Genomic DNA, 26,061 nt, shown 5'->3' with positions numbered 1-26,061 from the left:
CGGCTGGCGTGCAGTCCGGAAAACTGCATCCGCGGAGCCACTCCCGGTGTTCAAGCGGGCTGCAATCTTGCCAGCCACTCAGCCGTTTTTGCCAACGGCCGAGAAACTTCCCTATTTGCAATTCTTGCAAATCGTCAGCTTTCGCTTCAACGCCTCATCGTCCTGATCAATCGATGATTGCCCCGCGAGGCCATTTGTCTCCAGATTGGAACTGGAGCCCTTTGCTGCACGTGACCTCACGGGCGGCGTCACCTGACTTTGGGTGTCATGGTCGTCGGCGGCGCCTATGCTGAAGCCATCGTAATCGGCGGCCGGATTCGGCACCTGCGGCGCACCGCCGATCACGGGGGGCGAAGCTTCTCTGCCGGATGGCGCCGGCGGAATTCTGGAGTTTGTTGCGCTCCCGCGTGGCGGCGATGTATTGGGGGGAGCAAGCGAAACCGGTGGCGCGGCCGAACTCTGTCCTCTGGCGCTGTCGCCCGAGCAGACGCCGACCAACATAAGACTGAGAGCCAAGAGCGCCACGCTTCTCATCCGCATCCTTCAAGCAGCTCTGGTTCATCCATTGACGGCATGGCTCGTCGAGCCATGTCGTGCCGAAGGATATCAGGACTTGCATGGCCGTCAAAGCGCGGCGCTGCGAAGCGTCGCTGCGCTCGGAATGACGAGATGGGGAAGGCATGCTCCGGCAAGGCGCCGCGAGCCATGCTGAAGTCAGTGCCCGGGAAGTCCGCCGCCTCGGGCGACGGCGGCCGTTACTTCATCGACGAACTGATCGAGTTGAACTTGTTGTTGAGGAGCTGGCTGCCCGTGTTGTTCACGACGGTCACGATGGCCAATGCAATGCCGGCGGCGATCAAGCCGTATTCGATGGCCGTGGCGCCAGTCTCATCGGCAAGGAAAGACCTAAGCAAACTCATTGCCAACTCCTCTTCATCCGATCCAATGTATGGCCGCGTCGTTTTCGAACTCGTCAATCGATCGAATAGATTTTCTTCGCGCCAAAACAATTAAACCCAGGCGAGCGCGCCACTGCTTCATACGTTGACATTCATTAAATTAAAGTTCCCTCATCCCATCCAAATGCGCGCAATTCGGCGCACTCTCAGTGGCAGCCGCAGCGTCCGCTAGGACGGCCTCGTTGTGCCGGCAGGCGGCGTTTCAGCACGGCGGCGAGGGGGCCGACAAAGTCCCATCGTGCCCGGCTGCGACTGCGCCGTGTGCGCGGCCCAGTGCTCAACTTCGTCTCCCGCAGGAATATCCTGGTTCACGCGCAGAGCGCCGCAAATCGGAAAACGAGGGTCTCGCTTAGCGGATTATTGAGCCTGTTCGTCAAGAGGTCGGCAAGCATGCCAACCGAAGGTGGCGACCATCGCTCTCATGCGCGCCGGCCGTCCGCATTCAGCGCCCGCAACATGGCGATGCGGGCAAACATCACCCAGCCGCCGCCGGTCTCGGCCGCATTGATCAAGGTTTCGATGGCAGTCTGCCAGTGCGCCTCGTGCTGCGCGTCGTCCGGCAGCTGCATGATGTAGTCCGCCGCCTCCTGAAGCGTGAGCAAGTTGCGCTTGTTGCTCACACGAACTGGATCGTCGAACGCCGTCGACCAGGGCATGTCAGTCCGGCCGACCGGCGAGGGGGGACATCACGCGAGATCGTAAGTGTGAGGTCGCTAACCGGCCTTCTTCGTTCGCGCTGGCGCGCGTACCGGCTTGTCGGCCCTTTTCGAAGCCTCTTTGGGCGCGGTTTTCGCCGCAGCGTCCTTGCCGCTCTTGCCGGCGATTGGCAGCAGCATCTCGCGCTGGCCCTCGACGCGCTTCTTCGGCTTCTTGCCTTTGACGGTCTCCTTGGCGACCCCCGCCGCGGGAGCTGTCTCCCGCTCGCTCGCGAGACTCTTCTTCAGCGCGTCCATGAGGTTGATGACGTTGCCGCCAGTCTTCGGTGCCGCCTTGGCCGTGATCGGCATGCCGCTGCGCTTCTTGTTGATGAGATCGATCAGCGCGGTCTCGTAGTGATCCTCGAACAGCTCGGGCTCGAAAGCGCCGGACTTCTTCTCGACGATGTGCTTGGCAAGGTCGAGCATGTCCTTGGTCAGCTTCACGTCCTGGATGTCGTCGAAATATTCTTTTTCGCTCCGCACTTCGTAGGGATAGCGCAGCAACGTGCCCATCAGCCCGCTATCGAGCGGCTCCAGCGCGATGATGTGCTCGCGGTTGGTCAGCACCACGCGGCCGATCGCGACCTTGTCCATGCTGCGGATGGTTTCGCGGATCACCGCATAGGCGTCATGGCCCACCTTGCCGTCGGGCACGAGGTAATAGGGACGGATCAGGTAGCGGTTGTCGATGTCCGCCTTCGGCACGAACTCGTCGATCTCGATCGTGTGCGTGGAGTCCAGCGCGATCTCGTCGAGCTCGTCCTTGGTGACCTCGATATAGGTGTCGGTATCGACCTTGTAGCCCTTGACGATGTCCTCGGACGTCACCTCGTCACCGGTCTCCGCATCGACCTTGAGGTACTTGATGCGGTGGCCGGTCTTGCGGTTGATCTGGTTGAAGGAGACCTTCTCGGTATCCGAAGTGGCGGGATAGAGCGCGACCGGACAGGTCACGAGCGATAGACGCAGAAAACCCTTCCAATTGGCGCGGGGGGCCATGGGCTACTCCAAACGCAACGGGGACAGGCGACTAGGATACCATCAGGGAACAACGAATCATAGCAAGGCGGGTTACTGAATCTTGCAACTGCGTTAACCGGCCGCTGGGCCTGCGCTCCTGCCGGATCGAAGCGTAAAGGCCGGAACATCATATTCAATCACGCGTTGGCTCGAGACATCGGCTGCGAGGAGGTCGCGGCTATCGAAGCGACGTCCAGAGATTGAGGGCATTATGGCAACCACGCGAGAGCGGCATCAGATCGTGGAAACTCCGACCGAGGCGCGCCAGGGCGAGCCCGGGCCTTCGGTGGCGGCGCTGCTTGCCATCTCGACGGGCCTTGCCGTCCTGATCCTCGCCGTCGTCTGGTTCGTGTTCTTCCGGACTTGACCCGGCTGGATCCGAACGCCACGGATCTTCATATTCGCCGCGTGACGCAGCACTTTGCGCCCGCCATGCCCCCGGCTCGCCCGGTTGCGTGGCGGGCGCAGTCGCGTCGGCGCGTCAGAGGTCGTATATGACCAAAAAGTAACCTGGCCGGTTCCCCGCGTTCATATTCGGTTCACGCCGGAATTGCTCATCTCTGGCCGTGGTCATGCAGCCTGTTCTGGCAGCCAATCTTTGGAGAGAAGCGTGCGCCTGCTCGTTGTTGAGGACGACCCCGATCTCAATCGCCAGCTTACCAAGGCGCTGACCGACGCCGGTTACGTCGTCGACCGCGCTTTCGACGGGGAGGAGGGGCATTATCTCGGCGACAACGAGCCTTACGACGCCATCGTGCTCGACATCGGCCTTCCGAAGAAGGACGGCATCTCGGTGCTGGAGGCCTGGCGCCGCAACGGCCGTACCATGCCGGTCCTGATCCTCACCGCGCGCGACCGCTGGAGCGATAAGGTGCAGGGGTTCGATGCCGGCGCCGACGACTATGTCGCCAAGCCGTTCCATTTGGAGGAGGTGCTGGCACGCATCCGCGCGCTGCTGCGCCGCTCGACCGGCCACGCCCAGAGCGAGCTCAGCTGCGGTCCCGTTACGCTCGACACCAGGACGGGCCGGGTCAGCGTGTCAGGCAATCCCGTGAAGATGACCTCGCACGAATATCGGCTTCTGGCCTATCTGATGCACCATTCCGGGCGCGTCGTCTCCCGCACCGAGCTGGTCGAGCATCTCTATGACCAGGATTTTGACCGCGACTCCAACACAATCGAGGTCTTCGTCGGCCGCATCCGCAAGAAGCTCGACGTCGACATCATCCAGACCGTTCGCGGGCTCGGCTATCTCCTGACCCCGCCCAGTCCCGGCGCTTGAAGCGGCTTGACGGGCGGCCCGCCAAGGGCCTTGGTCCGGTCATGACCGATGCCCTGCCATCCTGCGCCTCCCGGGATCGTTCCGATGCCCGCTAGCTCACTTGCGAACCGCCTGTTCCTCTCGGCGACCGCGTGGCTCGTGGTGATCCTGGCCGTTACCGGCGTCGTGCTGTCCTCGGTCTACAAGAACGCCACCGAGCGCTCCTTCGACCGCCGTCTCAATCTCTATCTCCGCACGCTGATCGCCGAGGTCGCCACCCCCGACGAGCCGCCCGACCGCCAGTTCCAGTCGCTGGGCGAGCCCTTGTTCGACCTGCCGCTGTCCGGCTGGTACTGGCAGATCACGCGGACCGACACCGAGAAGCCGGAAGTGCGCTCCTCGCGCTCGCTCTGGGACAAGAAACTGCCGAAACTGGAAGAGCAGGGTGCCGAGCTCACCGCCGCCGGCATTCGGCTCGCTTATGTCGACGGGCCGGAAGGGCAGAACCTGCGCATGGTGGAGCGGCCGGTCGATCTCGGCGCCGACGGCAAATTTCTCGTCAGCGTCGCCGGCGACGACACCGAGATTTTCGACGAGACGCGGAGCTTCGACTATTACCTCGGCGGCACGTTTACGGCGCTTGGCATCGTGCTGCTGCTGACGACCGTGTTCCAGGTCCGCTTTGGTCTCGCGCCGCTCAAGCGCATCTCGGAATCCATCGCCGACATCCGCTCGGGTCGGGCGGAGCGGCTCGAGGGTGAATTTCCTGTCGAGATCGCGCCTTTGGCGCGCGAGACCAATGCGCTGATCGATGCCAATCGCGAAATCGTCGAACGGGCGCGCACCCATGTCGGCAATCTCGCCCATGCGATCAAGACGCCGCTCTCCGTCATCGTCAACGAGGCCGGCGCCCACGGGGCCGATCCGTTCGCGGCCAAGGTGATGGAGCAGGCGGACGTGATGCGCGACCAGGTTGCCCATCATCTGGAGCGCGCGCGCATTGCGGCACGGGTCTCGGTGGTCGCGACGGTGACGGAGGTGGCGCCCGCGATCGAGGCGCTGCGGCGGACGATGGAGAAGATCCACCGCGACCGCGGCATCGTGGTCGAGGCCAAGGCCGATCCGTCTGCGAGGTTCCGGGGCGAGCGCCAGGATCTGGATGAGATGGTCGGCAATCTGGTCGACAATGCCTGCAAATGGGCAGCCTCACGCGTCTTCATCGAGGTTGCGGTCGAGACGCCGCAACTGGCCGGCGCCGGCCCGCGTCTGCGGATCATCGTCGACGATGACGGCCGCGGCCTGTCGGAGGCCGAGCGTGCCCAGGTCTCCCGACGCGGCCAGCGGCTCGACGAGTCCAAGCCGGGCTCGGGGCTGGGACTGTCGATCGTGACCGACCTCGCCGCGCTTTATGGCGGCAGCCTCTCCCTCGGCGGCGCGCCGATCGGGGGCCTGCGAGCCGAACTGGTCCTCCCGGGATTATAATCTCTTGTTCTCATTTGATTTTTCGCCGTGGCGGATGCTTCTGCGGCAAAACCGGGGGGCATTCGAGGCGACTTCCTAAACGGCTTCTTAAGTGGGAAGCTCCTAAGATCGCGCCCGGACGCATCCCATGTCCGCCATTTTACCGTGCATGACCCGGGCGCATGAGCCAGACATCGATCGAGCGGCTGAGGGAATATCTCGCGCAGCTCCCGCCGCAGTCGCAGGCACTGCTGATGCGAGAGTTCGAGCGCGCGCTGGAGCGCGGCCAGGACACGGCTGTCGCGACCCTCGTGCTTGAGCAGTTGCGCAAGATCGTCCGCAAGAGCGAAGCCGACGAAGCCCCGCCACCGCGCACGGACGATCTGTCGCGGCTTCTCTTCCAAGTGCTGGAACCGTTCCTGGTCGAGGCGGGCACCCCGGTCCGGGTCGGACAAATCCGCCGCTCCTCGCTGCATCCAATCTGGCAATGGCTCGGGCGTGACGGCGCCCCGGACAAAGTCAATGAATTCGAGGCGGCGCTGGCCCGCATACCGCTAGACAGTGCAGGCCAGGTCGAGGCGCTGGCCTCCAGGCTCCAGGCGGTGGCGGCGGACGCCATCTTCGAGCTGACGGGGCCAGGCGGCGGCGACAAGTCGCGCGCGCTGGCCCGTGTCGGCCCGCCCAACGTGATCGAGGACCTCTATTCAATCGGTGCGGTGCTCCAGGTTCGGGAAGCCATCGCCGCCCTGAACGAGAAGTTGCCGCGCTTCCTGCGCGCCTTCGGCGATTCCCAGATCGCCTCGGTGACGTCGGCGCTCAACATTCCAGTCCTCCAGACCCCGCAGATGCTGCCCTTCGCGCTGTCCATGGTGGTGCAGCGGATGACCGCGCCGTGGCAGATCATCCGCCTCGCTATCAAGATTGCCGCCTCGGACGACGAGATCCGCGTCGCGGCAACGCCCTACGGTGTCGCCGTCACGATCGCCCTGCACGATCTGTCCTGTGTGGCCGCGGTCCTGCGCATGGACATCAAGCGCGGCAATTTCGACAACGTCGCCGGCAATCTCAAGGCGCTGCATGACGGCGTGCGCGGCCTGCGCACCGAGCTCGACCTGCGCAACGATTCCGCTTGGGGCAAGCAGCTGGTCTCGATCCGCGCCGACATCTCCAATGCGCTGCAATCCGAGATCGACAGCGTTCCCGGCCGCGTTCGTCGCATCCTGCGCCAACGCGCCGAGAAGGACATTCCGCCGGGGGCGCGAATCGACAGCACCGAGGTCGAGGAAACCGTGGCGCTGATCGATTTCGTCGCGGCCTGCCGCAACTATGCGAGTGAGCTTGCGATCAACGAGGTGACGCTGCGCACCTATTCCGACCTCCAGCAATATGTCGAGCGCTCGACCGAGCAGCTGGTGCAGTCGCTGCGCTCCGCCGATCACAAGGTCCGCACCTATCGGCAGCAGCAGGTGCAGGCCGCGATCCGCTTCTGTCAGGTGCTGTTCGGCGACGATTACGCCTCGCTGATGAGTCGCGCGGCAGAGAATGCGGCGACGGGCGAGCGCAAATCGTCGCGCGCAAGCTGATCCGAGCGCATAATTTCGTTATCACAATTTCTGGTTGACGGTGCCGATATCGCGCCCTACGGTCGCGATGCAAGTCCGGGGAATTTCTATTTGTGGGCGCATGAAACCCGTTATCAGCTCCATCGAAATCGAGAACCGCGTCGTTGTTGCCAAATATCAGAGACTGATGGTCGGCGCGAAGGTGGTGCTGGTCGAGAAGGCAAGCGGCCGACAATTGTCTGAAACGCTCACCAGGGTCGCGTCTCCGGTTCCAGTCGGGGCGCTGCGCATCCGATTGCCGGATGCGGTCAGGCCGGGAACATATTTCCTGAAGGCCTTCAACGGGCACGGCGAGGATGCCGCGCAAAGTGCGGACTTCGACATCGGCTAAGCTGTTGGAGTTTCATCGTTTCGGACCGGGCGCGGTCGCGCCGAATTGACAATTGTCAATTGCCGCCTCCTCCGGCCGTGGTGTAAAGCCACCTATAGGCGCGGATCGCGCGCCGCCGGAAGCTTGCCAGATGACGCTATGGTTCGTGTTCGCGCTGATGACAGTCGCGGCGATTTTCGCCGTGCTTCTGCCGCTCGGCCGCAGCGGAGCCGCGCAAAGTCAAGGCAGCGAGATTGCGGTCTACAAGGACCAACTGGCCGAAATCGAGCGTGATCTCGGCACCGGACTGATCGCCGCTCCTGAAGCCGAGGCGGCCCGCGTCGAGATCAGCCGCAGGCTGCTCGCCGCTGCCAGCGAACCTGCCATGGCGCCGAAATCGAGCCTCAAATGGCGCCGCGCGGCCGCGGTGCTGGCGTTGACTGGCCTGCCGATGGTTGCGATCGGGGTTTACATGCCGCTGGGCTCGCCCAGGCTTCAGGACTTTCCCTTGGCGCAGCGCGAGCGCGGATCCGGATCCGGGGTGGCGCAATCGCTCGAGAATCTCGTCGTGCAGGTCGAGCAACATCTGGAAAAAAATCCGACTGACGGTCGCGGCTGGAACGTGCTCGCGCCGGTGCTGGAGCGGCTCGGCCGCTTCGACGATGCGGTGCGTGCCTATCGCAACTCGCTCACCTACAACGGCGAGAGCGCCGAGCGCCGGTCCGATCTCGGCGAGGCGCTCTCGGCGGCCGCCGGCGGGGTCGTGACCGCCGAGGCCAAAGCGGAATTCGAGCGTGCGCACGCGCTCGATGCCGATGATCCCAAGGCGAACTACTTCCTGGGGCTCGCCGCCGAGCAGGACGGCCGCAAGGATGATGCGGCCAATATCTGGCGCGCGCTGCTGGCGAAGGCGCCGGCGGATGCGCCGTGGCGGTCCCTGGTGCAGTCCTCGCTGGCGCGGGTCGGCGGCGGCACGGTGCCGGCGCTGTCGGACGAGACGATCGCAGCCTCCAGGGATATGGCCGAGGGCGATCGCAACGCGATGGTGCGCGGCATGGTCGAACGCCTCGCCACCCGCCTCAAGCAGAACGGCGACGACGTCGAGGGGTGGCTTCGCCTGGTGCGCGCCTATCTCGTGATGGGCGACCGCGGCAAGGCGGTGGGGGCATCGGCCGATGCCCGCCAGGCGGTTGCCGGCGATGCCGAGCGGCTGCGCCAGCTCAACGAAGGGCTCAAGACTCTCGGGCTCGACGGATGACGATTTCGGGACCAGACGAGCGGAGAACGGATACGCCATGACGCGCAAGCAGCGACGTATGACCATCATCGGCGGCTCGCTCGCCGTGCTTGCGCTCGCCGCCGCGCTCGTGCTCAACGCATTGCGCGACTCCATCGTGTTCTTCTCGACACCAACCATGGTCGCCGAGAAGCACGTCGAACCCGGCAAGCGGTTTCGTCTCGGCGGGCTGGTGCAGCCCGGCTCGCTCCAGCGCGGCGACAATCTCGCGGTGACCTTCGAGGTCGCCGACGGCAACGCCAAGCTGCCGGTCGCCTACAAGGGCATCCTGCCGGACCTGTTCCGTGAAGGGCAGGGCGTCGTTGCCGAAGGCGCACTCGACAGCAACGGCGTGTTCAAGGCCGACACCGTGCTCGCCAAGCACGACGAAACCTACATGCCCAAGGACGTTGCCGATGCCCTGAAGAAGCAGGGCCACTGGAAGGACGATTACGACGCCAAGGCCTCTGAAGCCAAGGCCTCTGACGCCAAGGCTTCGGGCGGCAGCAAGCCCGCGGCCACGGCGGCGCAGGGCAATCCGCAGGGAGCCGTGCGGTGATCGCAGAATCCGGACATTACGCGCTGGTGCTGGCGCTCGGGCTTGCACTGATCCAGTCCGTCGTGCCGTTGATCGGTGCACGCCTGCACGACACCGCCCTGATGAACGTGGCGCGGTCCACCGCGCTGGCGCAGCTGCTGTTCGTCGGGGCATCGTTCATGGCACTTGTGATGCTGCACGTGAGCTCGGATTTCTCCGTCGCCAATGTCTACGAGAATTCCCACTCGATGAAGCCGCTGCTCTACAAGATCACCGGCGTGTGGGGAAATCACGAAGGCTCGATGCTGCTGTGGGTATCGATCCTCGCTTTGTTCGGCGGCCTGGTTGCCGCTTTCGGCAACAATCTGCCGCTGTCGCTGCGCGCGCACGTGCTGAGCGTCCAGGGCTGGATCGCCAGCGCCTTCTATCTCTTCATCCTGATGACCTCGAACCCGTTCCTGCGCATCACGAGCCCGCCGCTCGAGGGACGCGATCTCAATCCTGTGCTCCAGGACATCGGTCTCGCCGTGCATCCGCCGATGCTCTATCTCGGCTATGTCGGCTTCTCGATCTCGTTCTCCTTCGCCATCGCGGCGCTGATGGAGGGGCGGATCGACGCGGCTTGGGCGCGCTGGGTGCGGCCGTGGACGCTGGTGGCCTGGATCTTCCTCACGCTCGGCATCGCCATGGGCTCGTACTGGGCCTATTACGAGCTCGGCTGGGGCGGCTGGTGGTTCTGGGATCCGGTCGAGAACGCCTCGCTGATGCCGTGGCTCGCCGGCACCGCGCTGCTGCATTCGGCGCTGGTCATGGAGAAGCGCAACGCGCTGAAGGTCTGGACCATCCTGTTGTCGATCCTGACCTTCTCGCTGTCGCTGCTCGGCACCTTCCTGGTCCGCTCCGGCGTCATCACCTCGGTGCATGCTTTCGCGACTGACCCGACCCGCGGCGTGTTCATCCTGCTGATCCTCTGCCTGTTCATCGGCGGCAGCCTGGCGCTGTTCGCGGGCCGTGCCACCTCGTTGAAGCAGGGCGGCCTGTTCGCGCCGATCTCCCGCGAGGGTGCGCTGGTGCTGAACAACCTGCTGCTTACCGTCGCCTGCGCGGTCGTGCTATTCGGCACGCTCTATCCGCTGGCGATGGAGATGCTGGCCGACTTCAAGATGTCGGTCGGCGCGCCCTTCTACAACCTCACTTTCGCGCCGCTGTTTGCCCTGTTGCTGTTCGCTGTACCGTTCGGGCCGATGCTGGCGTGGAAGCGCGGCGATCTGCTCGGCGTGACGCAGCGCCTGCTCGCGGCGGGCGTTGCCAGCCTCGTCGCAATCGCCATCGCCTGGGCCTGGGCGCGCGGCGGCAGCGCGCTGGCGCCGCTGGCGATCGGGCTTGGTGTTTTCGTCATCGCCGGCGCTGTCACCGACATCGTCGAGCGGACGGGCCTGGTTCGCCTGCCGTTCGCCACAGTGCTGAACCGGGCGCGTGGCCTGCCGCGCTCGGCCTGGGGCACCACGCTGGCGCATGCCGGCCTCGGCGTCGCGCTGATCGGAATCGTCTGCGAGACCACCTGGAACAGCGAATATATCGCGACGATGAAGCAGAGCGACGTCGCCCATGTCGCCGGCTACGACGTGAAGCTCGATCGGTTGTTTCAGCGTCAGGGCCCGAACTACCGGGAGATGATCGCCGAGTTCAATGTCAGCCGCGACGGCGAGACGCTGAGCATGATGACGCCGTCCAAGCGCAGCTTCACAACGCGTGGCTCGTCCACCACCGAAGCGGCCCTGCTGACGCGCGGCGCGAGCCAGCTCTACGTCTCGCTCGGCGATGCCACCGCCGAGGGTGCCATTGCCGTGCGCATCTATTACAAGCCGATGGTGCTGCTGATCTGGTGGGGACCGGTGCTGATGGCGTTTGGCGGCGTGCTGTCGCTGTCCGATCGCCGCTTGCGGGTCGGTGCGCCGAAGCCGGCGCGGGCCAAGCAGCGGCTCCAGCCCGCGGAGTGATCCGATGCGCCGGATGTGGTTCGTGATCGTCGCGCTAATGCTGCTGGCCTCGCCTGCGGCGCATGCCGTGCAGCCCGACGAGATCATGTCGGATCCCGTCAAGGAGGCGCGTGCGCGCGAACTGTCGCGCGAGCTGCGCTGCATGGTCTGCCAGAACCAGTCGATCGACGATTCCGACGCGCCGCTGGCGCGCGATTTGCGGCTGCTGGTGCGCGAGCGGATTGCCGCCGGCGACAGCAATTCGCAGGTGCTCGACTTCCTGGTCGCGCGCTATGGCGAGTTCGTGCTGCTGAAGCCGCGTTTCGAACGCCAGACCCTGCTGCTATGGCTGCTCGCGCCGCTTCTGTTGGCTGGCGGCGGCCTGGCGCTATGGCTGCAAATCCGGCGCCGCGCGCGGAGCGGTGCAGATCTGCCAGCACCGCCGCTCACGCCCGAGGAAGAGGCGCGGCTCGCGGGATTGATGTCGGACGATGCGAAGTCGCAATAGCGTGGCGCGGCTTAGAATCCCAAGTCCAACGGCCTTAAGGGGTGCCGCTGCGGAGCAATCTAGGTCGCCAAAAGCTGTTCTGATGCGTTTCACCGGAACCCGACTAAGTTCCTGTAGGACCAGAACTTTTAGCCTGCGTTAAACTGCCGCATCGCCGCTGCCTTCATTACGAAAGTTTAACCCTGCCGCCAGCGCGCGGTAAGGCGGGAGCCCCCATGTTCAGGTCCGTAAGGTGCTGGCATCCGGCACCAAAAGAAATTCAAGGCCCTGGAGATCTCTGCATGACCGACCGTTCCGACCTCTCGCACCTCCCGTCCTACCGGCAGCCGCGCCGGTCGGTATTCTCCGCGCGCAAGATCGCGCTGATGGCCTCGGTCATCGCCGGCCTCGGCGCGGGCGTCTATGGCTTGAGCCCGTCGACCTCGCCGGCCGACCTGTTCTCCAGCCCGGCGCATGCGCAGGTCAATCAAGAGGTTCGGAAGGTCGAGCGTCCGATCGGCTTTGCCGACATCGTCGAGCGCGTGAAGCCGTCGGTGATCTCGGTGAAGGTCAACATCAAGGAGAAGACCGCGAGCAACGATGACGGCGACGATTCCTCCTCGCCGTTCCAGCCGGGCTCGCCCATGGAGCGCTTCTTCCGCCGCTTCGGTGGTCCGGATGGTTTCCCGGGCCTGAAGGGCGGCCGTGGCCGCGTCGTTCAGGGCCAGGGCTCCGGCTTCTTCATCTCGCCCGATGGCTATGCCGTGACCAACAATCACGTGGTCGACGGCGCCGACAAGGTCGAGGTCACCACCGACGACGGCAAGACCTATACCGCCAAGGTCATCGGCACCGACCAGCGCACCGACCTCGCCTTGATCAAGGTCGAGGGCAGCTCGAATTTCCCGTTCGCCAAGCTCGCCGACGGCAAGCCGCGGATCGGCGACTGGGTGCTCGCGGTCGGCAATCCCTTCGGCCTCGGCGGCACCGTGACTGCCGGCATCGTCTCGGCCAGCGGCCGCGACATCGGCAATGGCCCCTATGACGATTTTATCCAGATCGACGCGCCCGTGAACAAGGGCAATTCCGGCGGTCCGGCCTTTAACACCGAGGGGGAGGTGATGGGCGTCAACACCGCGATCTACTCGCCCTCCGGCGGTAGCGTCGGCATCGCCTTCTCGATTCCCGCCAACACCGTGAAGAGCGTGGTGGCCCAGCTCAAGGACAAGGGTTCGGTCAGCCGCGGCTGGATCGGCGTGCAGATCCAGCCGGTGACGTCTGACATCGCCGACAGCCTCGGCATGAAGAAGGCCGAAGGCGCGCTGGTCGCGGAGCCGCAGGCGAACGGTCCGGCGGCGAAGGCCGGCATCGAGTCCGGCGACGTGATCACCGCGGTCAATGGCGAGCCCGTCAAGGACGCTCGTGAGCTTGCTCGCACCATCGGCGGCATGGCGCCCGGCGCCTCGGTGAAGCTCAACGTGCTGCACAAGGGCCAGGACAAGGTCGTCAATCTCACCCTCGGCCAGCTGCCGAACACGGTCGAGGCCAAAGCCGACACCGACAATGACAGTGGCAAGGGTGCGAGCCGCGGCACCGACGTGCCCAAGCTCGGCATGACCGTTGCTCCAGCCAATTCCGTGGCCGGCGCCGGCAAGGAAGGCGTCGTGGTCACCGAAGTCGATCCGAAGAGCGCCGCGGCCGAACGCGGCTTCAAGGAAGGCGACGTGATTCTTGAAGTCGGGGGCAAGAGCGTCAGCACCGCCGCCGAAGTCCGCGATGCCATCAACACGGCGCGGACCGATAACAAGAACAGCGTCCTGATGCGCGTGAAGAGCGGCGGGCAGTCGCGCTTCGTCGCCGTGCCCATCGCCAAGGGCTGAGGCCTCAGGAGGCTTACGAGATGAAGGGTGTCGCCGGCATCAGTCGCCCCCGCCGACGGCGCCCTTCGGGGGAGCAGCGCAACGTTTGCTTCCCCTGTCTACCTTCCGGTGGAATTACGCCCCCCTCCGTCGGAAGGCCTAGGGCGGTGAAGTCCCCCCAGCTTCACCGCCCGCCTTTTCCCCGATCCGAGATCGTTCCGCTCGGCTTGCATGCGATTGCCGCTCGCGCCATGTTTAGAGAAGGTTCACTCCCTTGACTGCCGCCGAACGCACGATGCGCCTCCTCATCATCGAAGACGACCGCGAATCCGCCGACTATCTCGTGAAGGCGTTTCGCGAAGTCGGACACATTGCCGATCATGCCGCCGACGGCGAGGAAGGTCTCGCCATGGCCGAGAACGGCGATTACGACGTGCTGGTGGTCGACCGCATGCTGCCCAAGCGCGACGGCCTGTCGCTGATCGGCGCGCTGCGCGACAAGGGCAACACCACGCCGGTGCTGATTCTCTCCGCGCTCGGACAGGTCGACGACCGCATCAAGGGCCTGCGCGCCGGCGGCGACGATTATCTGCCAAAGCCTTATTCGTTCGCCGAACTGCTCGCCCGCGTTGAGGTGCTGTCGCGCCGCCGCGGCGGGCCCGCCGAGGACACGCTCTACCGCGTCGGCGATCTCGAGCTCGACCGGCTGTCCCACCGCGTCGCCCGCGGCAAGGACGAGCTGACGCTCCAGCCGCGCGAATTCCGCCTGCTCGAATACCTCATGAAGCACGCCGGCCAGGTGGTGACGCGCACCATGCTGCTCGAGAACGTCTGGGACTATCATTTTGATCCGCAGACCAACGTGATCGACGTGCACATTTCGCGGCTGCGCTCCAAGATTGACAAGGGCTTCGAGCGCCCGCTGCTGCATACGATCCGCGGCGCCGGATACATGATCCGTGACGGCATTCGGTAAACTCGTCCGCACCACGGCATTCCGGCTGACGCTGGTCTATCTGCTGCTGTTCGCGATGTTCGCGGCTTCGCTGCTCGCCTATTTCGCCTGGAATACGCGGCGGCTGATCACCGAGGAGATCACGCAGACGGTGAATTCCGAGACCTCGGAGATCAACGAGATCTACGGCCGCCGCGGCCTGCGGGGCCTCGTGCTCGCGATCGAGTACCGGGCGCTGCGGCCGGGCGCAAACCTCTATCTGGTGACTACGCCGACTGGGCAGGCGATCGCCGGCAATGTCGGCTCGCTCGCGCCCGGCGTGATGGCGACGCGCGGCTGGTCCGAGACAGCCTATCGGCGGATCGAGGATGCTGACGAACGCGATCATCGCGCGCTGGTGCGCGTCACGGAGCTGGAGAACGGCTTCCGGCTTCTGATCGGCCGCGATCTCGACGAGCGGCGGCGCCTGTTCGGCATCGTCGCGAAGGCGGCGCAATGGTCGATCCTGATCGTCGTGGTGCTCGGCCTCGGCGGCGGCGTCTTCGTCGCGCGCCGCGTGCTGAGGCGCATCGATGCCATGACCGGCACTGCGCAGCGGATCATGACTGGTGATCTCAGCGAGCGCCTGCCTGTGGGGCGCAGCGGCGACGAGCTCGACCGTCTCGCCGAAAACCTCAACGCCATGCTGGAGCGGATCGAGGCGCTGATGGCTGGGCTGAAGGAAGTCTCCGACAACATCGCCCACGACCTCAAGACGCCGCTGACGCGCTTGCGCAACCGCGCCGAAGAGGCGCTGGCGAAATCGGGCTGCGAGGCGGACTACCGTGCAGCGCTGGAGCGCACCATCGAGGAATCCGACGGGCTGATCCGCACCTTCAACGCGCTTCTGATGATCGCGCGTGCCGAATCCGGGCAGGCGCGCGGCAACATGGACGATTTCGACGCTGCCGAGGTCGCGAACGGCATCCACGAGCTCTACGAGCCGCTGGCTGAGGATGACGGCATGACCCTGAAGGTCAAATGCGAGCCGGCGCCGGTTCACGCCAATCGCGAACTGATCAGCCAGGCGCTCGCCAATCTCGTCGAGAACGCGATCAAATACGGCAAGCCGGCGGCGCAGACCGCGGGAACCGTGGTCAGCATGGACGTGAGGCAAATCACGATCGAGGCGAGGCGCGATGGCGACCAGGTGCTGCTCAGCGTCACCGACCGTGGTCCGGGGATCCCCGAAGCGGATCGCAAGCACGTCGTCGAGCGATTCGTGCGGCTGGAGGCCAGCCGCACGCTGCCGGGCTCCGGCCTCGGCCTCAGCCTCGCCTCGGCCGTTGCGACATTGCATGGCGGTGAGTTGCGCCTAGGCGATGCCCATCCCGGTCTCGTTGCCACGCTGGTGCTGCCGGCGCGCGCGGGCGCCGGCGACAGGGTTGCTCCGCCAATACCGGATGTGCCACAGAAGGTGGCATGAACCACTCCGCGCCGGGAAACGCGGACAAACATGGTGAGAGCCTCGCGGCACGCTTCGCCGAGGCTCCCTATGTTGCCGCTTCCACAACCGACCAAAGACGCTTCGAAAATTGGCTGGCCGAGCTCGAGCCGGTGCAATCGACCCGTCTCGAATCCCTGCTGGTCCGTCCCTTTGCGCGGGATATTCTGACCGGCATCGCGCAATTCTCGTCCTATCTGTTCGATCTGATTCGCGCCGATCCCCTGCGCCTGATCCGGTTGCTCGAATGCGATCCGGAGGTGCATCTTGGGGCGCTGATGGCGGAGGCGAGGGGCGCCGTGCTCGCGGCGCCGGATGAAGCCGAGGTGATGCGCCTGCTTCGCCGGATGAAGGCGGAGGCGGCGCTGCTGATCGCGCTGTGCGACATCGGCGGCGTCTGGCCGGTGATGCGGGTGACGGCGGCGCTGACGGATATCGCGGTGTTCTCGGTGCAGGCGGCGCTGCAGTACTTGCTGCGGCAGGAAGCTGCACGCGGCAAGCTCTCACCGCCCGATCCCGAGGCGCCCGAAGAAGGCTGCGGGCTGATTGTGCTCGCGATGGGCAAGATGGGCGCGGGGGAGCTGAACTATTCAAGCGACATCGATCTCATCGTGTTCTTCGATCCCGATGCGACGACGCTCGCGCCCGATATGGAACCGCAGCCGTTCTTCGTGCGCGTGACGCAAGGCATGGCGCGCATTCTCCAGCAGCGCACCTATGACGGTTACGTGTTCCGCGTCGATCTGCGGCTGCGGCCCGATCCGTCCTCGACCCAGGTGGCGATCTCCCGCGATGCCGCGCTGAACTATTACGAGCGGGAAGGGCGCACCTGGGAGCGCGCCGCGATGATCAAGGCGCGCGCCTGCGCCGGCGATCCCCGCGCGGGTGAAGCGCTTTTGGCAGAGATCGCGCCCTTCGTCTGGCGCAAGCATCTCGACTTCGCCGCGCTTGCCGACGTGCACGAAATGAAGCGACAGATGCAGACCTATCGCGGTCAGAGCGAGGTCGCGGTCGAGGGCCATAATGTCAAGGTCGGGCGCGGCGGCATCCGCGAGATCGAGTTCTTCGCGCAGACGCAGCAGTTGATTGCGGGCGGCCGCCATCCGGAATTGCGGGTGCGGCCGACGCTCAATGCGCTCGACGTGCTCGCCTCCAGCAACTGGATCACGTTCGCGGCGCGCGACGAGCTGACCACGGCCTACGAATTTCTGCGCCGGGTCGAGCATCGCCTCCAGATGATCGCCGACGAGCAGACCCATACACTGCCCGAGGACAAGGAGGCGGTCGAGCGCTTCGCCTGGTTCTTCGGCTACCCGGATCGGGAGGCCTTTGCGCGCGACCTGTTGCACCAGCTCCAGATCGTCCAGGGGCACTATGAAAAACTGTTCGAGGGCGATGATCCGACCGGGACGGCCAAACTGCCGGCGCTCGACTACAGTGCCGGTCCCGACGATCCGCGCCTGCTCCAGCACATTGCGGCGCTCGGCTTCAAGAAGCCGGCCGCCGTCGCGCAGACCGTGCGCGACTGGATCACCGGCGACTATCGCGTGTTCCGCAATGAGGCGACGCGCAACGCGTTCGTCGAATTCGTGCCGGCCCTGATCGACGGTCTTGCCCATGCCGAGGAGCCGGACCGCGCGGTCGTGGCGTTCGATCATTTCCTCGGCGCGCTTCAGCGCGGCGGCCGGCTGATCACGCTGCTCGGCCAGAACCGCGATCTGGTCGCACTGGTGGCGCTGGTGCTAGGCGCGGCGCCCCGGCTCGGCGAGATGCTGGCGCGGCAGCCGCAGCTCATGGACGGCCTGATCGATCCGCGCTTCTTCGGCGCCATGCCGGACAGGCAGGAATTGTCGGGACGGTTAGCTGCGACCGTGCAGGACGCGGGCTCCTATGAAGAGTTCCTCGATCGCCTGCGCCTGTTCGGACAGGAGAGCCTGTTCCTGATCGGTACGCGTATCCTGTCCGGCACGGTCTCGGCGCAGCAGGCGAGTACCGCTTTTGCGGACGTCGCCGAGGGCATCGTCCACACCGTGCATGGCCTCGTTGCCGAGCGCTTTGCCGCCCAGCATGGCCGCATTAGGGATCAGCAGACCGCGATCATCGCGATGGGCCGGCTCGGCAGCCGCGAGATGACGGCGTCGTCCGATCTCGACCTGATCCTGCTCTACGATTTCGACAGCGACAATCCGGACTCCGATGGTGCGAGATCGCTGCAAGGTGCCCACTATTTCGCCCGCTTTACCCAGCGTCTGATCAGCGCCTTCACGACGCGCACCAATTACGGCGTGCTCTATGAGATCGACATGCGGCTGCGTCCGTCGGGACGCGCCGGTCCCGTGGCCTCGAGCCTGGTTTCGTTCGCGGACTACCAGGCGAACGAGGCCTGGACCTGGGAGCACATGGCGCTGACACGCGCGCGCGTGGTGTCGGCCTCGCCCGAATTCCGGGAACGAATCGAGCGCGTCATCCGCGACGTCTTGACCCGACGCCGCGATCCCGCCATCACCGCCAACGACGTTGCCGACATGCGGCGCGCCATCGCCCAGGAGAAGGGCGAGGCCGATTGCTGGGATCTCAAACATGCCGCCGGCGGTATGGTCGACATCGATTTCATCGCGCAATATCTCCAGCTCGTGCACGCCCACGACAAGCCGGAGATCCTCGACGTCAGCACCATGCAGGTGTTGGAAAATGCATGCAGGCTCGGCGTGCTCGCGCAGTCTGAAACCGAGATATTGCGTGCCGCGGCCCGGCTCTATCACGACCTGACGCAGATCTTGCGGCTCTGCGTCAGCGATCGCTTCAAGCCGGAGACGGCGGGCACCGACCTCTTCCGTGTGATGGCACGCGCCGGCGATGCGCCGGATTTCTCGTCGCTGCAGGCGCGAGTGAAGGAGACGCAGAGCGAGGTGCGGCGCGTGTTCAGGGCGCTGCTGGAAGGGTCGTCGTCTGCTTCAGCGAGGTGAGGGCCTCGCGGACATCAGGCGCAAGGTCGGCGCCGCCCGCATCGAGATGGGCGAAGATCGCGCGTTTCATACGGGGATCCCAGAACTTCTTGATGTGCTCGGCGATGCCCGGCAGGGCCCTGTCGTGGCCTTGACTCTGGAAGAATGTGCCGATCTGGTTGGCCATGTAGATCAGACGGTCAGGCGACATCGGCAACCTCCCTGGCATGGCGGGCGACGACCCGGTCACCATGCGAAAACACTTCGAAGCCGTCTTGGCGGGCAATGGCAATCAGCGTGATGCCGGCGGCTTCCGCCGTGCGCACCGCGAGCGCGGTCGGCGCCGACACGGCAACCATCATGGGGGCGCCGATCGCGGCTGTCTTCTGCACCATCTCCACCGAGACGCGGCTCGTGAGCAGCACTATGCCGCCGCGCGCATTGGTGCGGCTGCGTGCCAGGGCACCGGCAAGCTTGTCGAGCGCATTGTGGCGGCCGACGTCCTCGCGCAGCGCGACGATGTTGCCGGTAGGGGACCAGAACGCGGCGGCGTGTACGGCCCGGGTCTGTAAATTGATCGATTGTAGCGGCGCGATGGCCTGCATCGCCGTCATGACCTCTGCGGCCGTGAAGCTCTGCCCCTGCGGCACCACGGCCGCCGGCCGCACCGCCTCGGCAATGGACTCGATGCCGCAGATGCCGCAGCCGGTCGGACCTGCGATGTGGCGACGACGCTCGTTGATGCGCGCGGCATGTTTCGGCGCCAGCCACATGCGCAGCTCGATGCCGTCGTCGAGGCGGACGATTTCGAGCGATCGGATCTCGTCGGCCGATCCGACGATGCCTTCGCTCACGGTGAAGCCGACGGCGAAGTCCTCGAGGTTCTGCGGCGTCCCCATCATGACGGCGTAGGTGCCGCCATTATAGGTCAGCGCCAGCGGCGTCTCCTCCGGGATCAGCCGCGCGCCTTCAGAGGCCGTCCCGTTGCGCCAGATTTCACGATCGATAGCCTGGACCGCTACGTGCATGCCATTACTCCGCGGCCTCGGCCGGCACGATGCGGCGGGACTGCCGCGCCTGCGCGTCATAGGCCTTCTGCCAGTCGGACGGTCCGTTCGACGGCGAGACCTGCACCGCCGTAACCTTGTATTCGGGACAGTTGGTAGCCCAGTCCGAATAGTCGGTCGTGATCACGTTGGCCTGCGTGTCCGGATGATGGAAGGTGGTGTAGACGACGCCGGGCGCGACGCGATCGGTGATCTCGGCGCGTAGTGTGGTCTCGCCGGCGCGGCTCTTCAGCCGCACCCAGTCGCCGTCGCGAACGCCGCGCTGCTCGGCATCGTGCGGATGAATCTCGAGCCGATCCTCGGCGTGCCAGACCACGTTGTCGGTGCGCCGGGTCTGAGCGCCGACATTGTACTGGCTGAGGATGCGCCCTGTCGTGAGCAGCAGGGGATAGCGCGGGCCGGTGCGCTCGTCGGTCGCGACATACTCGGTGACGACGAATTTGCCCTTGCCCCGGACGAAGCCGTCGATATGCATCACCGGCGTGCCCTCCGGCGCCCTCTCGTTGCAGGGCCACTGCACCGAGCCGAGCTCATCTAACTTGGCGTAGGAGACGCCGGCAAAGGTCGGCGTCAGCGCCGCGATCTCGTCCATGATCTCGGAGGGATGGCTGTAGTTCATCTCGAAGCCCATGGCCTTGGCGAGGCCGATGGTGACCTCCCAGTCGGCAAGACCGTTCTTCGGCGTCATCACCTTGCGCACGCGCTGGATGCGGCGCTCGGCATTTGTGAAGGTGCCGTCCTTCTCGAGGAAGCTCGATCCGGGCAGGAAGACGTGGGCGTAGTTTGCCGTCTCGTTGAGGAAGAGATCGTGGACGATGACGCATTCCATCGCCGACAGCGCCGCCACCACGTGCGAGGTATTGGGATCGGACTGGAGGATGTCCTCGCCCTGCACGTAGATCCCCATGAACGTGCCTTCGACCGCGGCATCGAACATGTTGGGAATGCGAAGGCCAGGCTCCGGGTTGAGCTTGACGTTCCACAGCGCCTCGAACTGGTCGCGCACCGCGTCGCTCGAGATATGGCGGTAGCCGGGCAGCTCGTGCGGGAACGAGCCCATGTCGCAAGAGCCTTGCACGTTGTTCTGGCCACGCAGCGGGTTCACGCCGACGCCGGGACGGCCGATATTGCCGGTCGCCATCGCGAGGTTGGCGATCGCGATCACGGTGGTCGAGCCCTGGCTGTGCTCGGTGACGCCGAGGCCGTAATAGATGGCGCCGTTGCCGCCGGTCGCGTAGATGCGGGCCGCTTCGCGCAGCGCCCTGGGATCGACACCGGTGAGGATGGCGGTGGCTTCCGGGCTGTTCTTGGGCTGGGCGACGAAGGCGGCCCATTCCTCGAACTCGCTCCAGTCGCAGCGCTCGCGCACGAAGGCTTCGTTGACGAGCCCTTCGGTGACGATGACATGCGCCAGCGCCGTCATCACAGCGACGTTGGTGCCGGGCATCAGGGGCAAGTGGAGCGCCTTCACGTGCGGCGATTCCACCATCTCGGTGCGGCGCGGATCGATCACGATCAGCTTGGCACCCTGGCGCAGCCGCTTCTTCAGTCGCGAGGCGAATACCGGGTGCGCCGAGGCAGGATTGGCGCCGATGATGAGCACGACATCGGTGTCCTCCACCGAGTCGAAGTCTTGCGTGCCGGCAGAGGTGCCGAAGGTGGTGGCGAGACCGTAGCCGGTCGGCGAATGGCAGACGCGGGCGCAGGTGTCGACATTGTTGTTGCCGAAGCCGGCGCGGATCAGCTTCTGCACCAGATAGGTTTCTTCATTGGTGCAGCGGGACGAGGTGATGCCGCCGATGGCGTCGCGGCCGTATTTCTTCTGAATGCTCCGCATCCTGGCGGCGGCAAACGAGAACGCCTCGTTCCACGACACCTCGCGCCAGGGATCCTCGATCCGCTCGCGGATCATGGGTTTAAGGATGCGTTCCTTGTGGTTGGTGTAGCCCCAGGCGAAGCGGCCCTTGACGCAGGAATGGCCGCGATTGGCCTTGCCGTCCTTGTAGGGCACCATGCGCACCACTTCTTCGCCGCGCATCTCGGCCTTGAAGGCGCAGCCGACGCCGCAATAGGCGCAGGTGGTGACGACGGAGTGCTCGGGCTGACCGATCTCGATCACGGATTTTTCCGTCAGCGTCGCGGTCGGGCAGGCCTGGACGCAGGCGCCGCAGGAGACGCATTCGGAGCCGAGGAAGCTCTCGTTCATGCCGGGGGAGACACGGCTGTCGAAGCCGCGGCCGGAGATGGTCAGCGCGAAGGTTCCTTGCACCTCCTCGCAGGCGCGGACGCAACGCGAGCAGACGATGCACTTGGAAGGATCGTAGGTGAAGTACGGGTTGGACTCGTCCTTCGGCATCCATTTGTCGTTGCTGCAGCCATCCGTCTTCGCAAAGACATGATTCTCGCCCTCATAGCCGTAGCGCACGTCGCGCAAGCCCACGGCGCCGGCCATGTCCTGCAATTCGCAATCGCCATTGGCGCCGCAGGTGAGGCAGTCGAGCGGATGGTCGGAGATGTAGAGCTCCATCACGCCCTTGCGAAGCTGCTTCAGCCGCTCGGTCTGGGTCCGCACCACGAGGCCGTTCGTCGCGGGCGTGGTGCAGGAGGCCGGCGTGCCGGCGCGCCCCTCGATCTCGACCAGGCAGAGCCGGCAGGAGCCGAACGCGTCGACCATGTCGGTGGCGCAGAGCTTTGGAATCTGATGGCCGGCTTCCATCGCCGCGCGCATGATCGAGGTGCCCTCGGGCACCGAAATCTGCTTGCCGTCGATGGTCAGCGTCACCATCGTTTCCGATTTGGAAGCCGGCGTGCCGAAGTCGATTTCTTCGATCAGAGACATGGTCGTTCTCCTATTCCGCGGCCTGAAGCGTGGTCGGCGCCGGAAGGAAATCCTCCCGGAAGTGCTTCAATGCGCTGAGCACGGGATAGGGCGTGAAGCCGCCGAGCGCGCAGAGCGAGCCGAATTTCATGGTGTTGCAGAGGTCTTCGACGAGCGTGATGTTCTCGCTGACGCGCTCGCCCCGCATGATCTTCTCGATGGTCTCGACGCCCCGGGTCGAGCCGATCCGGCACGGCGTGCACTTGCCGCAGGATTCGACCGCGCAGAACTCCATGGCAAAGCGCGCCTGCCTGCGCATGTCGACGCTGTCGTCGAACACGACGATGCCGCCATGGCCGATCAGGCCGTCGCGCGCGGCGAAGGCCTCATAGTCGAACGGCGTGTCGAACAGGGCGCGGGGAAAATAGGCGCCAAGCGGGCCGCCGACCTGGACCGCGCGAACGGGACGGCCGGTGAACGTGCCGCCGCCGACGTCGTCGACGAGCTCGCCGAGCGTCACGCCAAACGCGGTCTCGAACAGCCCGCCATGGCGGATGTTGCCGGCGAGCTGGATCGGCATCGTGCCGCGCGAACGCCCCATGCCGAAATCCGCATAGGCCTTGGCACCCTCAGCGAGGATGAAGGGGATGGCCGCGAACGACAGCACGTTGTTGATGACGGTCGGCTTGCCGAACAGGCCGTGATGCGCCGGCAGAGGCGGCTTGGCGCGCACGAGGCCGCGGCGGCCTTCGAGGCTCTCCAGCAGTGAGGTCTCCTCGCCGCAGACATAGGCGCCGGCGCCGACGCGCACCTCGAGATCGAAGGCTTGCTTCGAGCCGCCGATATAGCTGTCGAGATAGCCGCTGCGCTTCGCCGCCGTAATGGCAGCGTTCATCGCCTCGACCGCGTGCGGATATTCGCTGCGGATGTAGATGTAACCTTTGGCCGCGCCGACGGTGAGGCCAGCAATCGTCATGCCTTCGATCACCAGGAAGGGATCACCTTCCATGATCATGCGGTCGGCGAAGGTGCCGCTGTCGCCCTCGTCGGCGTTGCAGACGATGAATTTGCGGTCGGCCTTGGCCTGCGCGACCGTCTTCCATTTGATGCCGGTCGGAAACCCCGCGCCGCCACGGCCGCGCAGGCCGGACGCGGTGACCTCGCTCAGGATCGCATCCGTGCCGAGCGAGAGCGCGCGCTCCAGGCCCCTGTAGCCGCCATGGGCGCGGTAGTCGTCGAGCGAGCGCGGATCGATCACGCCGCAGCGGGCGAAGGTGAGGCGGGTCTGGCGCTTCAGCCAGGGGAGCTCGTCGATCGCCCCCAGCCGTAGAAAATGCGGCGTGTTGCTGGCGAGCGCATCGAACAGGGAGGGCACGTCGGTTTCGGTGACGGGGCCGAACGCGATGCGGCCCTGCGGTGTCGCCACCTCGACCAGCGGCTCCAGCCAGTACAGGCCGCGCGAGCCGGTCCTAACGATGTCGATTGCAACGCCCCGCCTGGCGGCGGCTTGCTCAAGCGCCAGCGCGACCTCGTCGGCGCCGACGGCCACCGCGCCGGCATCACGTGAGACGTATAGACGCATGCTCATCGCTGCGCCTCCGCAACCAGCGCATCGAGGCGCTTCTGATCGAGCCGTCCGATCAGGCGCCCGTCGAGCATCGCGGACGGCGCAGTCGCGCACAGGCCGAGGCAGTAGATCGGCTCCAGCGTGACGCGATCGTCGGCGGTGGTGCTGCCGAGCGACACGCCGAGCTTCGCCTCGGCGCGCGCAGCGAGCGCATCGCCGCCCGCAGCCTGGCAGGCCTCGGCGCGGCAGAGCTTCAGCACATGGCGGCCGGCCGGCTTGTGCCGGAAATCATGATAGAACGTGAATACGCCGTGCACTTCGGCGCGTGACAGATTCAGCGCCTGAGCCACCATCGGAATGGCGGCCTCCGGCACATAGCCGAACGCCTCCTGAAGAGCATGCAGGATGACGAGCGTCGCGCCTTCCTGCCGAGCGTGTTCGGCGATGATCTCGGCGCCGCGCGTCTCGTCCCAAGGCTCGTAGCAAGGCTCGTAAACCGCTGTCATTCTTCGTTCTCAACTTGAGCGTTTCTGATCGCAAACTATTTGGAATCGCTCGAAGATCAATAAAGCTGTCCCGTGCTGCGATTGCGAATTCGGATCGATTGGCACCGGCGATCGGTCGATCCGAAAATGCAATTATGGGCATTCCGCTCGGCGGTTTTTGCGTGTTGCAAGGGGGCGAGCGTGCTAGCTTGCATGCCACGACAGAATTCGAGGGGACGACCGGTTGATCGACAAGCTTGAACTATTGCTGGCGCTGGCGAAGGAGCGGCATTTCGGACGCGCGGCGGAGGTCTGCGGCGTGACGCAGCCGACGATGTCGACCGGGCTCAAGCAGCTCGAGGAAATCCTCGGCGTGATGCTGGTCCAGCGCGGGTCGCGCTTCCAGGGCTTTACGCCGGAAGGCGAGCGGGCGCTGGACTGGGCGCGGCGGATCGTGGGCGATGCCCGCGCCATGCGCGACGAGATCAACGGGCTGAAGCATCAGCTCTCCGGCGAGATCCGCATCGCGGCGATCCCGACCGTGCTCGGCATGGTCGCCGCGCTGACGACGCCGTTCCGCGCCAGGCATCCCGAGGTGCGCTTCCGCATCCAGTCCACCACCTCGTCCGAGGTGCTGGGGCTGCTGGAAAATCTCGAGGTGGATGCGGGGCTGACCTATATCGAGAACGAGCCGATCGGCAAGGTGCGTACCATTCCGCTCTACAACGAGAGCTACCGGCTCCTGACTGCCCCCGATGCGATGTTCGGTGATCGCGAGACGGTGACCTGGACCGAGGTCGGGCAGGTGCCGCTGTGCCTGCTCACGCCCGACATGCAGAACCGCCGCATCATCGATCGCGCGCTGCGCTCGGTCGGTGCCGAGGCGACACCGACGCTGACCTCGAACTCGCTGCTGGTGCTGTTCACGCACGTCAAGACCGGGCGCTGGGCGAGCGTGATGCCGGCCAAGCTCGCCGAGACGCTCGGCCTGTCCGACACGGTGCGTTCGATCCCGATCGCCGACCCCGAAGTCAATTACAGCATTGGCCTCGTGATCCCGCAGCGCGATCCGATGACGCCGCTAATCGCGGCGCTGGTCAATGTCGCGCGCGAGGTCGCACCGACGCTGCAATCTTAAAGCGGAATGTGCTTCGCTTGAACCGAGGCGAGAGCCCAGATCACCTCTCCCGTAGGGAGAGGTCGGATCGCATCGAAGATGCGGTCCGGGTGAGGGGATCTGGTCTCACTGGATGCCGCGGCCCCTCACCCGG

The 26,061-nt window shown here is 65.3% G+C and carries 23 protein-coding genes; 14 read left to right on the top strand and 9 right to left on the bottom strand.

The window, feature by feature from the left end:
- Positions 1-111 precede the first annotated feature (111 nt).
- The 4 genes from IVA92_RS36040 to IVA92_RS16830 all read right to left on the bottom strand — a co-directional run bounded on the left by IVA92_RS36040 (position 112) and on the right by IVA92_RS16830 (position 2,656).
- Entirely contained in the window at positions 112-345 is a 234-nt protein-coding gene (locus IVA92_RS36040) for a hypothetical protein (RefSeq protein ID WP_346015464.1), read from the bottom strand.
- A gap of 410 nt (positions 346-755) precedes the next feature.
- On the bottom strand, positions 756-920 hold the full coding sequence (locus tag IVA92_RS16840; protein WP_247275863.1) for a Flp family type IVb pilin: 165 nt from the start codon (positions 918-920) through the stop codon (positions 756-758).
- A gap of 458 nt (positions 921-1,378) precedes the next feature.
- Complete coding sequence (locus tag IVA92_RS16835) at positions 1,379-1,615, bottom strand: hypothetical protein (RefSeq protein WP_247275862.1); 237 nt, start codon at positions 1,613-1,615, stop codon at positions 1,379-1,381.
- A 57-nt stretch (positions 1,616-1,672) separates the two neighbouring features.
- Positions 1,673-2,656 carry a Ku protein gene (locus tag IVA92_RS16830; protein ID WP_247275861.1) on the bottom strand — a complete coding sequence of 328 codons (984 nt, stop codon included), beginning with the start codon at positions 2,654-2,656 and terminating at the stop codon, positions 1,673-1,675.
- Between the two features lie 232 nt (positions 2,657-2,888).
- On the opposite strand from IVA92_RS16830, the gene IVA92_RS16825 reads away from it, so the two are divergent.
- The 13 genes from IVA92_RS16825 (at position 2,889) to IVA92_RS16765 (ending at position 18,874) form a co-directional block, all read left to right on the top strand.
- The gene (locus tag IVA92_RS16825; protein WP_247275860.1) at positions 2,889-3,044 is read left to right on the top strand and encodes a hypothetical protein; all 156 of its coding nucleotides are present in this window, start codon (positions 2,889-2,891) and stop codon (positions 3,042-3,044) included.
- 243 nt (positions 3,045-3,287) lie between these two features.
- Entirely contained in the window at positions 3,288-3,959 is a 672-nt protein-coding gene (locus IVA92_RS16820) for a response regulator transcription factor (protein ID WP_247275859.1), read from the top strand.
- A gap of 84 nt (positions 3,960-4,043) precedes the next feature.
- Complete coding sequence (locus IVA92_RS16815) at positions 4,044-5,420, top strand: sensor histidine kinase (protein WP_247275858.1); 1,377 nt, start codon at positions 4,044-4,046, stop codon at positions 5,418-5,420.
- A 161-nt stretch (positions 5,421-5,581) separates the two neighbouring features.
- The gene (locus tag IVA92_RS16810; protein WP_247275857.1) at positions 5,582-6,982 is read left to right on the top strand and encodes a hypothetical protein; all 1,401 of its coding nucleotides are present in this window, start codon (positions 5,582-5,584) and stop codon (positions 6,980-6,982) included.
- A 100-nt stretch (positions 6,983-7,082) separates the two neighbouring features.
- Complete coding sequence (locus tag IVA92_RS16805) at positions 7,083-7,352, top strand: hypothetical protein (RefSeq protein WP_247275889.1); 270 nt, start codon at positions 7,083-7,085, stop codon at positions 7,350-7,352.
- Positions 7,353-7,482: 130 nt separating this feature from the next.
- Entirely contained in the window at positions 7,483-8,589 is a 1,107-nt protein-coding gene (gene ccmI / locus IVA92_RS16800; protein WP_247275856.1) for a c-type cytochrome biogenesis protein CcmI, read from the top strand.
- Positions 8,590-8,626: 37 nt separating this feature from the next.
- Positions 8,627-9,166: a cytochrome c maturation protein CcmE gene (gene ccmE, locus IVA92_RS16795; RefSeq protein WP_247275855.1), complete on the top strand. Its 540-nt coding sequence runs from the start codon at positions 8,627-8,629 to the stop codon at positions 9,164-9,166.
- A complete protein-coding gene (locus IVA92_RS16790) occupies positions 9,163-11,145 on the top strand; it encodes a heme lyase CcmF/NrfE family subunit (RefSeq protein WP_247275854.1) in 1,983 nt (660 codons plus the stop codon). The genes ccmE and IVA92_RS16790 overlap by 4 nt, the downstream gene beginning before the upstream one ends.
- Positions 11,146-11,149: 4 nt before the next feature.
- Positions 11,150-11,632 carry a cytochrome c-type biogenesis protein gene (locus IVA92_RS16785; RefSeq protein WP_247275853.1) on the top strand — a complete coding sequence of 161 codons (483 nt, stop codon included), beginning with the start codon at positions 11,150-11,152 and terminating at the stop codon, positions 11,630-11,632.
- Between the two features lie 281 nt (positions 11,633-11,913).
- A complete protein-coding gene (locus tag IVA92_RS16780; RefSeq protein WP_247275852.1) occupies positions 11,914-13,491 on the top strand; it encodes a Do family serine endopeptidase in 1,578 nt (525 codons plus the stop codon).
- A gap of 274 nt (positions 13,492-13,765) precedes the next feature.
- On the top strand, positions 13,766-14,446 hold the full coding sequence (locus tag IVA92_RS16775; protein ID WP_247275851.1) for a response regulator transcription factor: 681 nt from the start codon (positions 13,766-13,768) through the stop codon (positions 14,444-14,446).
- A complete protein-coding gene (locus IVA92_RS16770; RefSeq protein WP_247275850.1) occupies positions 14,430-15,890 on the top strand; it encodes an ATP-binding protein in 1,461 nt (486 codons plus the stop codon). The genes IVA92_RS16775 and IVA92_RS16770 overlap by 17 nt, the downstream gene beginning before the upstream one ends.
- Complete coding sequence (locus tag IVA92_RS16765) at positions 15,887-18,874, top strand: bifunctional [glutamine synthetase] adenylyltransferase/[glutamine synthetase]-adenylyl-L-tyrosine phosphorylase (RefSeq protein WP_247275849.1); 2,988 nt, start codon at positions 15,887-15,889, stop codon at positions 18,872-18,874. Before IVA92_RS16770 ends, IVA92_RS16765 begins: the two co-directional genes overlap by 4 nt.
- Here the strand turns inward: IVA92_RS16765 and IVA92_RS16760 are convergent.
- Genes IVA92_RS16760 through IVA92_RS16740 form a run of 5 tightly spaced genes read right to left on the bottom strand, consistent with a single transcriptional unit; the run spans position 18,831 to position 24,811 of the window.
- Positions 18,831-19,064 carry a formate dehydrogenase subunit delta gene (locus IVA92_RS16760; RefSeq protein WP_247275848.1) on the bottom strand — a complete coding sequence of 78 codons (234 nt, stop codon included), beginning with the start codon at positions 19,062-19,064 and terminating at the stop codon, positions 18,831-18,833. The genes IVA92_RS16765 and IVA92_RS16760 overlap by 44 nt on opposite strands.
- Positions 19,054-19,881 carry a formate dehydrogenase accessory sulfurtransferase FdhD gene (fdhD, locus tag IVA92_RS16755; RefSeq protein WP_247275847.1) on the bottom strand — a complete coding sequence of 276 codons (828 nt, stop codon included), beginning with the start codon at positions 19,879-19,881 and terminating at the stop codon, positions 19,054-19,056. The genes IVA92_RS16760 and fdhD overlap by 11 nt, the downstream gene beginning before the upstream one ends.
- Before the next feature lie 4 nt (positions 19,882-19,885).
- Positions 19,886-22,759: a formate dehydrogenase subunit alpha gene (fdhF, locus tag IVA92_RS16750; RefSeq protein ID WP_247275846.1), complete on the bottom strand. Its 2,874-nt coding sequence runs from the start codon at positions 22,757-22,759 to the stop codon at positions 19,886-19,888.
- 10 nt (positions 22,760-22,769) lie between these two features.
- Entirely contained in the window at positions 22,770-24,326 is a 1,557-nt protein-coding gene (locus IVA92_RS16745) for an NADH-quinone oxidoreductase subunit NuoF (protein ID WP_247275845.1), read from the bottom strand.
- Entirely contained in the window at positions 24,323-24,811 is a 489-nt protein-coding gene (locus IVA92_RS16740) for a formate dehydrogenase subunit gamma (RefSeq protein ID WP_247275844.1), read from the bottom strand. Before IVA92_RS16740 ends, IVA92_RS16745 begins: the two co-directional genes overlap by 4 nt.
- Positions 24,812-25,034: 223 nt before the next feature.
- Here IVA92_RS16740 and IVA92_RS16735 point away from each other — a divergent pair, with 223 nt between their 5' ends.
- Positions 25,035-25,928, top strand: a complete 894-nt coding sequence (locus IVA92_RS16735; protein WP_247275843.1) for a LysR family transcriptional regulator — start codon at positions 25,035-25,037, stop codon at positions 25,926-25,928.
- Positions 25,929-26,061 lie beyond the last annotated feature (133 nt).

Origin of the sequence: Bradyrhizobium sp. 154 (genome assembly GCF_023073875.1) — a bacterium.
GTDB lineage: Bacteria > Pseudomonadota > Alphaproteobacteria > Rhizobiales > Xanthobacteraceae > Bradyrhizobium.
Note: the sequence above shows the minus strand (reverse complement) of the source record. Positions and strands in the feature narration are given on the sequence as shown.

Coding starts and splice junctions, on each gene's coding strand:
- IVA92_RS16840 (WP_247275863.1), bottom strand. CDS start 920: ATGAGTTTGCTTAGGTCTTTCCTTGCCGATGAGACTGGCGCCACGGCC.
- IVA92_RS16835 (WP_247275862.1), bottom strand. CDS start 1,615: ATGCCCTGGTCGACGGCGTTCGACGATCCAGTTCGTGTGAGCAACAAG.
- IVA92_RS16830 (WP_247275861.1), bottom strand. CDS start 2,656: ATGGCCCCCCGCGCCAATTGGAAGGGTTTTCTGCGTCTATCGCTCGTG.
- IVA92_RS16825 (WP_247275860.1), top strand. CDS start 2,889: ATGGCAACCACGCGAGAGCGGCATCAGATCGTGGAAACTCCGACCGAG.
- IVA92_RS16815 (WP_247275858.1), top strand. CDS start 4,044: ATGCCCGCTAGCTCACTTGCGAACCGCCTGTTCCTCTCGGCGACCGCG.
- IVA92_RS16810 (WP_247275857.1), top strand. CDS start 5,582: ATGAGCCAGACATCGATCGAGCGGCTGAGGGAATATCTCGCGCAGCTC.
- IVA92_RS16805 (WP_247275889.1), top strand. CDS start 7,083: ATGAAACCCGTTATCAGCTCCATCGAAATCGAGAACCGCGTCGTTGTT.
- ccmI (WP_247275856.1), top strand. CDS start 7,483: ATGACGCTATGGTTCGTGTTCGCGCTGATGACAGTCGCGGCGATTTTC.
- ccmE (WP_247275855.1), top strand. CDS start 8,627: ATGACGCGCAAGCAGCGACGTATGACCATCATCGGCGGCTCGCTCGCC.
- IVA92_RS16785 (WP_247275853.1), top strand. CDS start 11,150: ATGCGCCGGATGTGGTTCGTGATCGTCGCGCTAATGCTGCTGGCCTCG.
- IVA92_RS16780 (WP_247275852.1), top strand. CDS start 11,914: ATGACCGACCGTTCCGACCTCTCGCACCTCCCGTCCTACCGGCAGCCG.
- IVA92_RS16775 (WP_247275851.1), top strand. CDS start 13,766: ATGCGCCTCCTCATCATCGAAGACGACCGCGAATCCGCCGACTATCTC.
- IVA92_RS16765 (WP_247275849.1), top strand. CDS start 15,887: ATGAACCACTCCGCGCCGGGAAACGCGGACAAACATGGTGAGAGCCTC.
- IVA92_RS16760 (WP_247275848.1), bottom strand. CDS start 19,064: ATGTCGCCTGACCGTCTGATCTACATGGCCAACCAGATCGGCACATTC.
- fdhD (WP_247275847.1), bottom strand. CDS start 19,881: ATGCACGTAGCGGTCCAGGCTATCGATCGTGAAATCTGGCGCAACGGG.
- fdhF (WP_247275846.1), bottom strand. CDS start 22,759: ATGTCTCTGATCGAAGAAATCGACTTCGGCACGCCGGCTTCCAAATCG.
- IVA92_RS16745 (WP_247275845.1), bottom strand. CDS start 24,326: ATGAGCATGCGTCTATACGTCTCACGTGATGCCGGCGCGGTGGCCGTC.
- IVA92_RS16740 (WP_247275844.1), bottom strand. CDS start 24,811: ATGACAGCGGTTTACGAGCCTTGCTACGAGCCTTGGGACGAGACGCGC.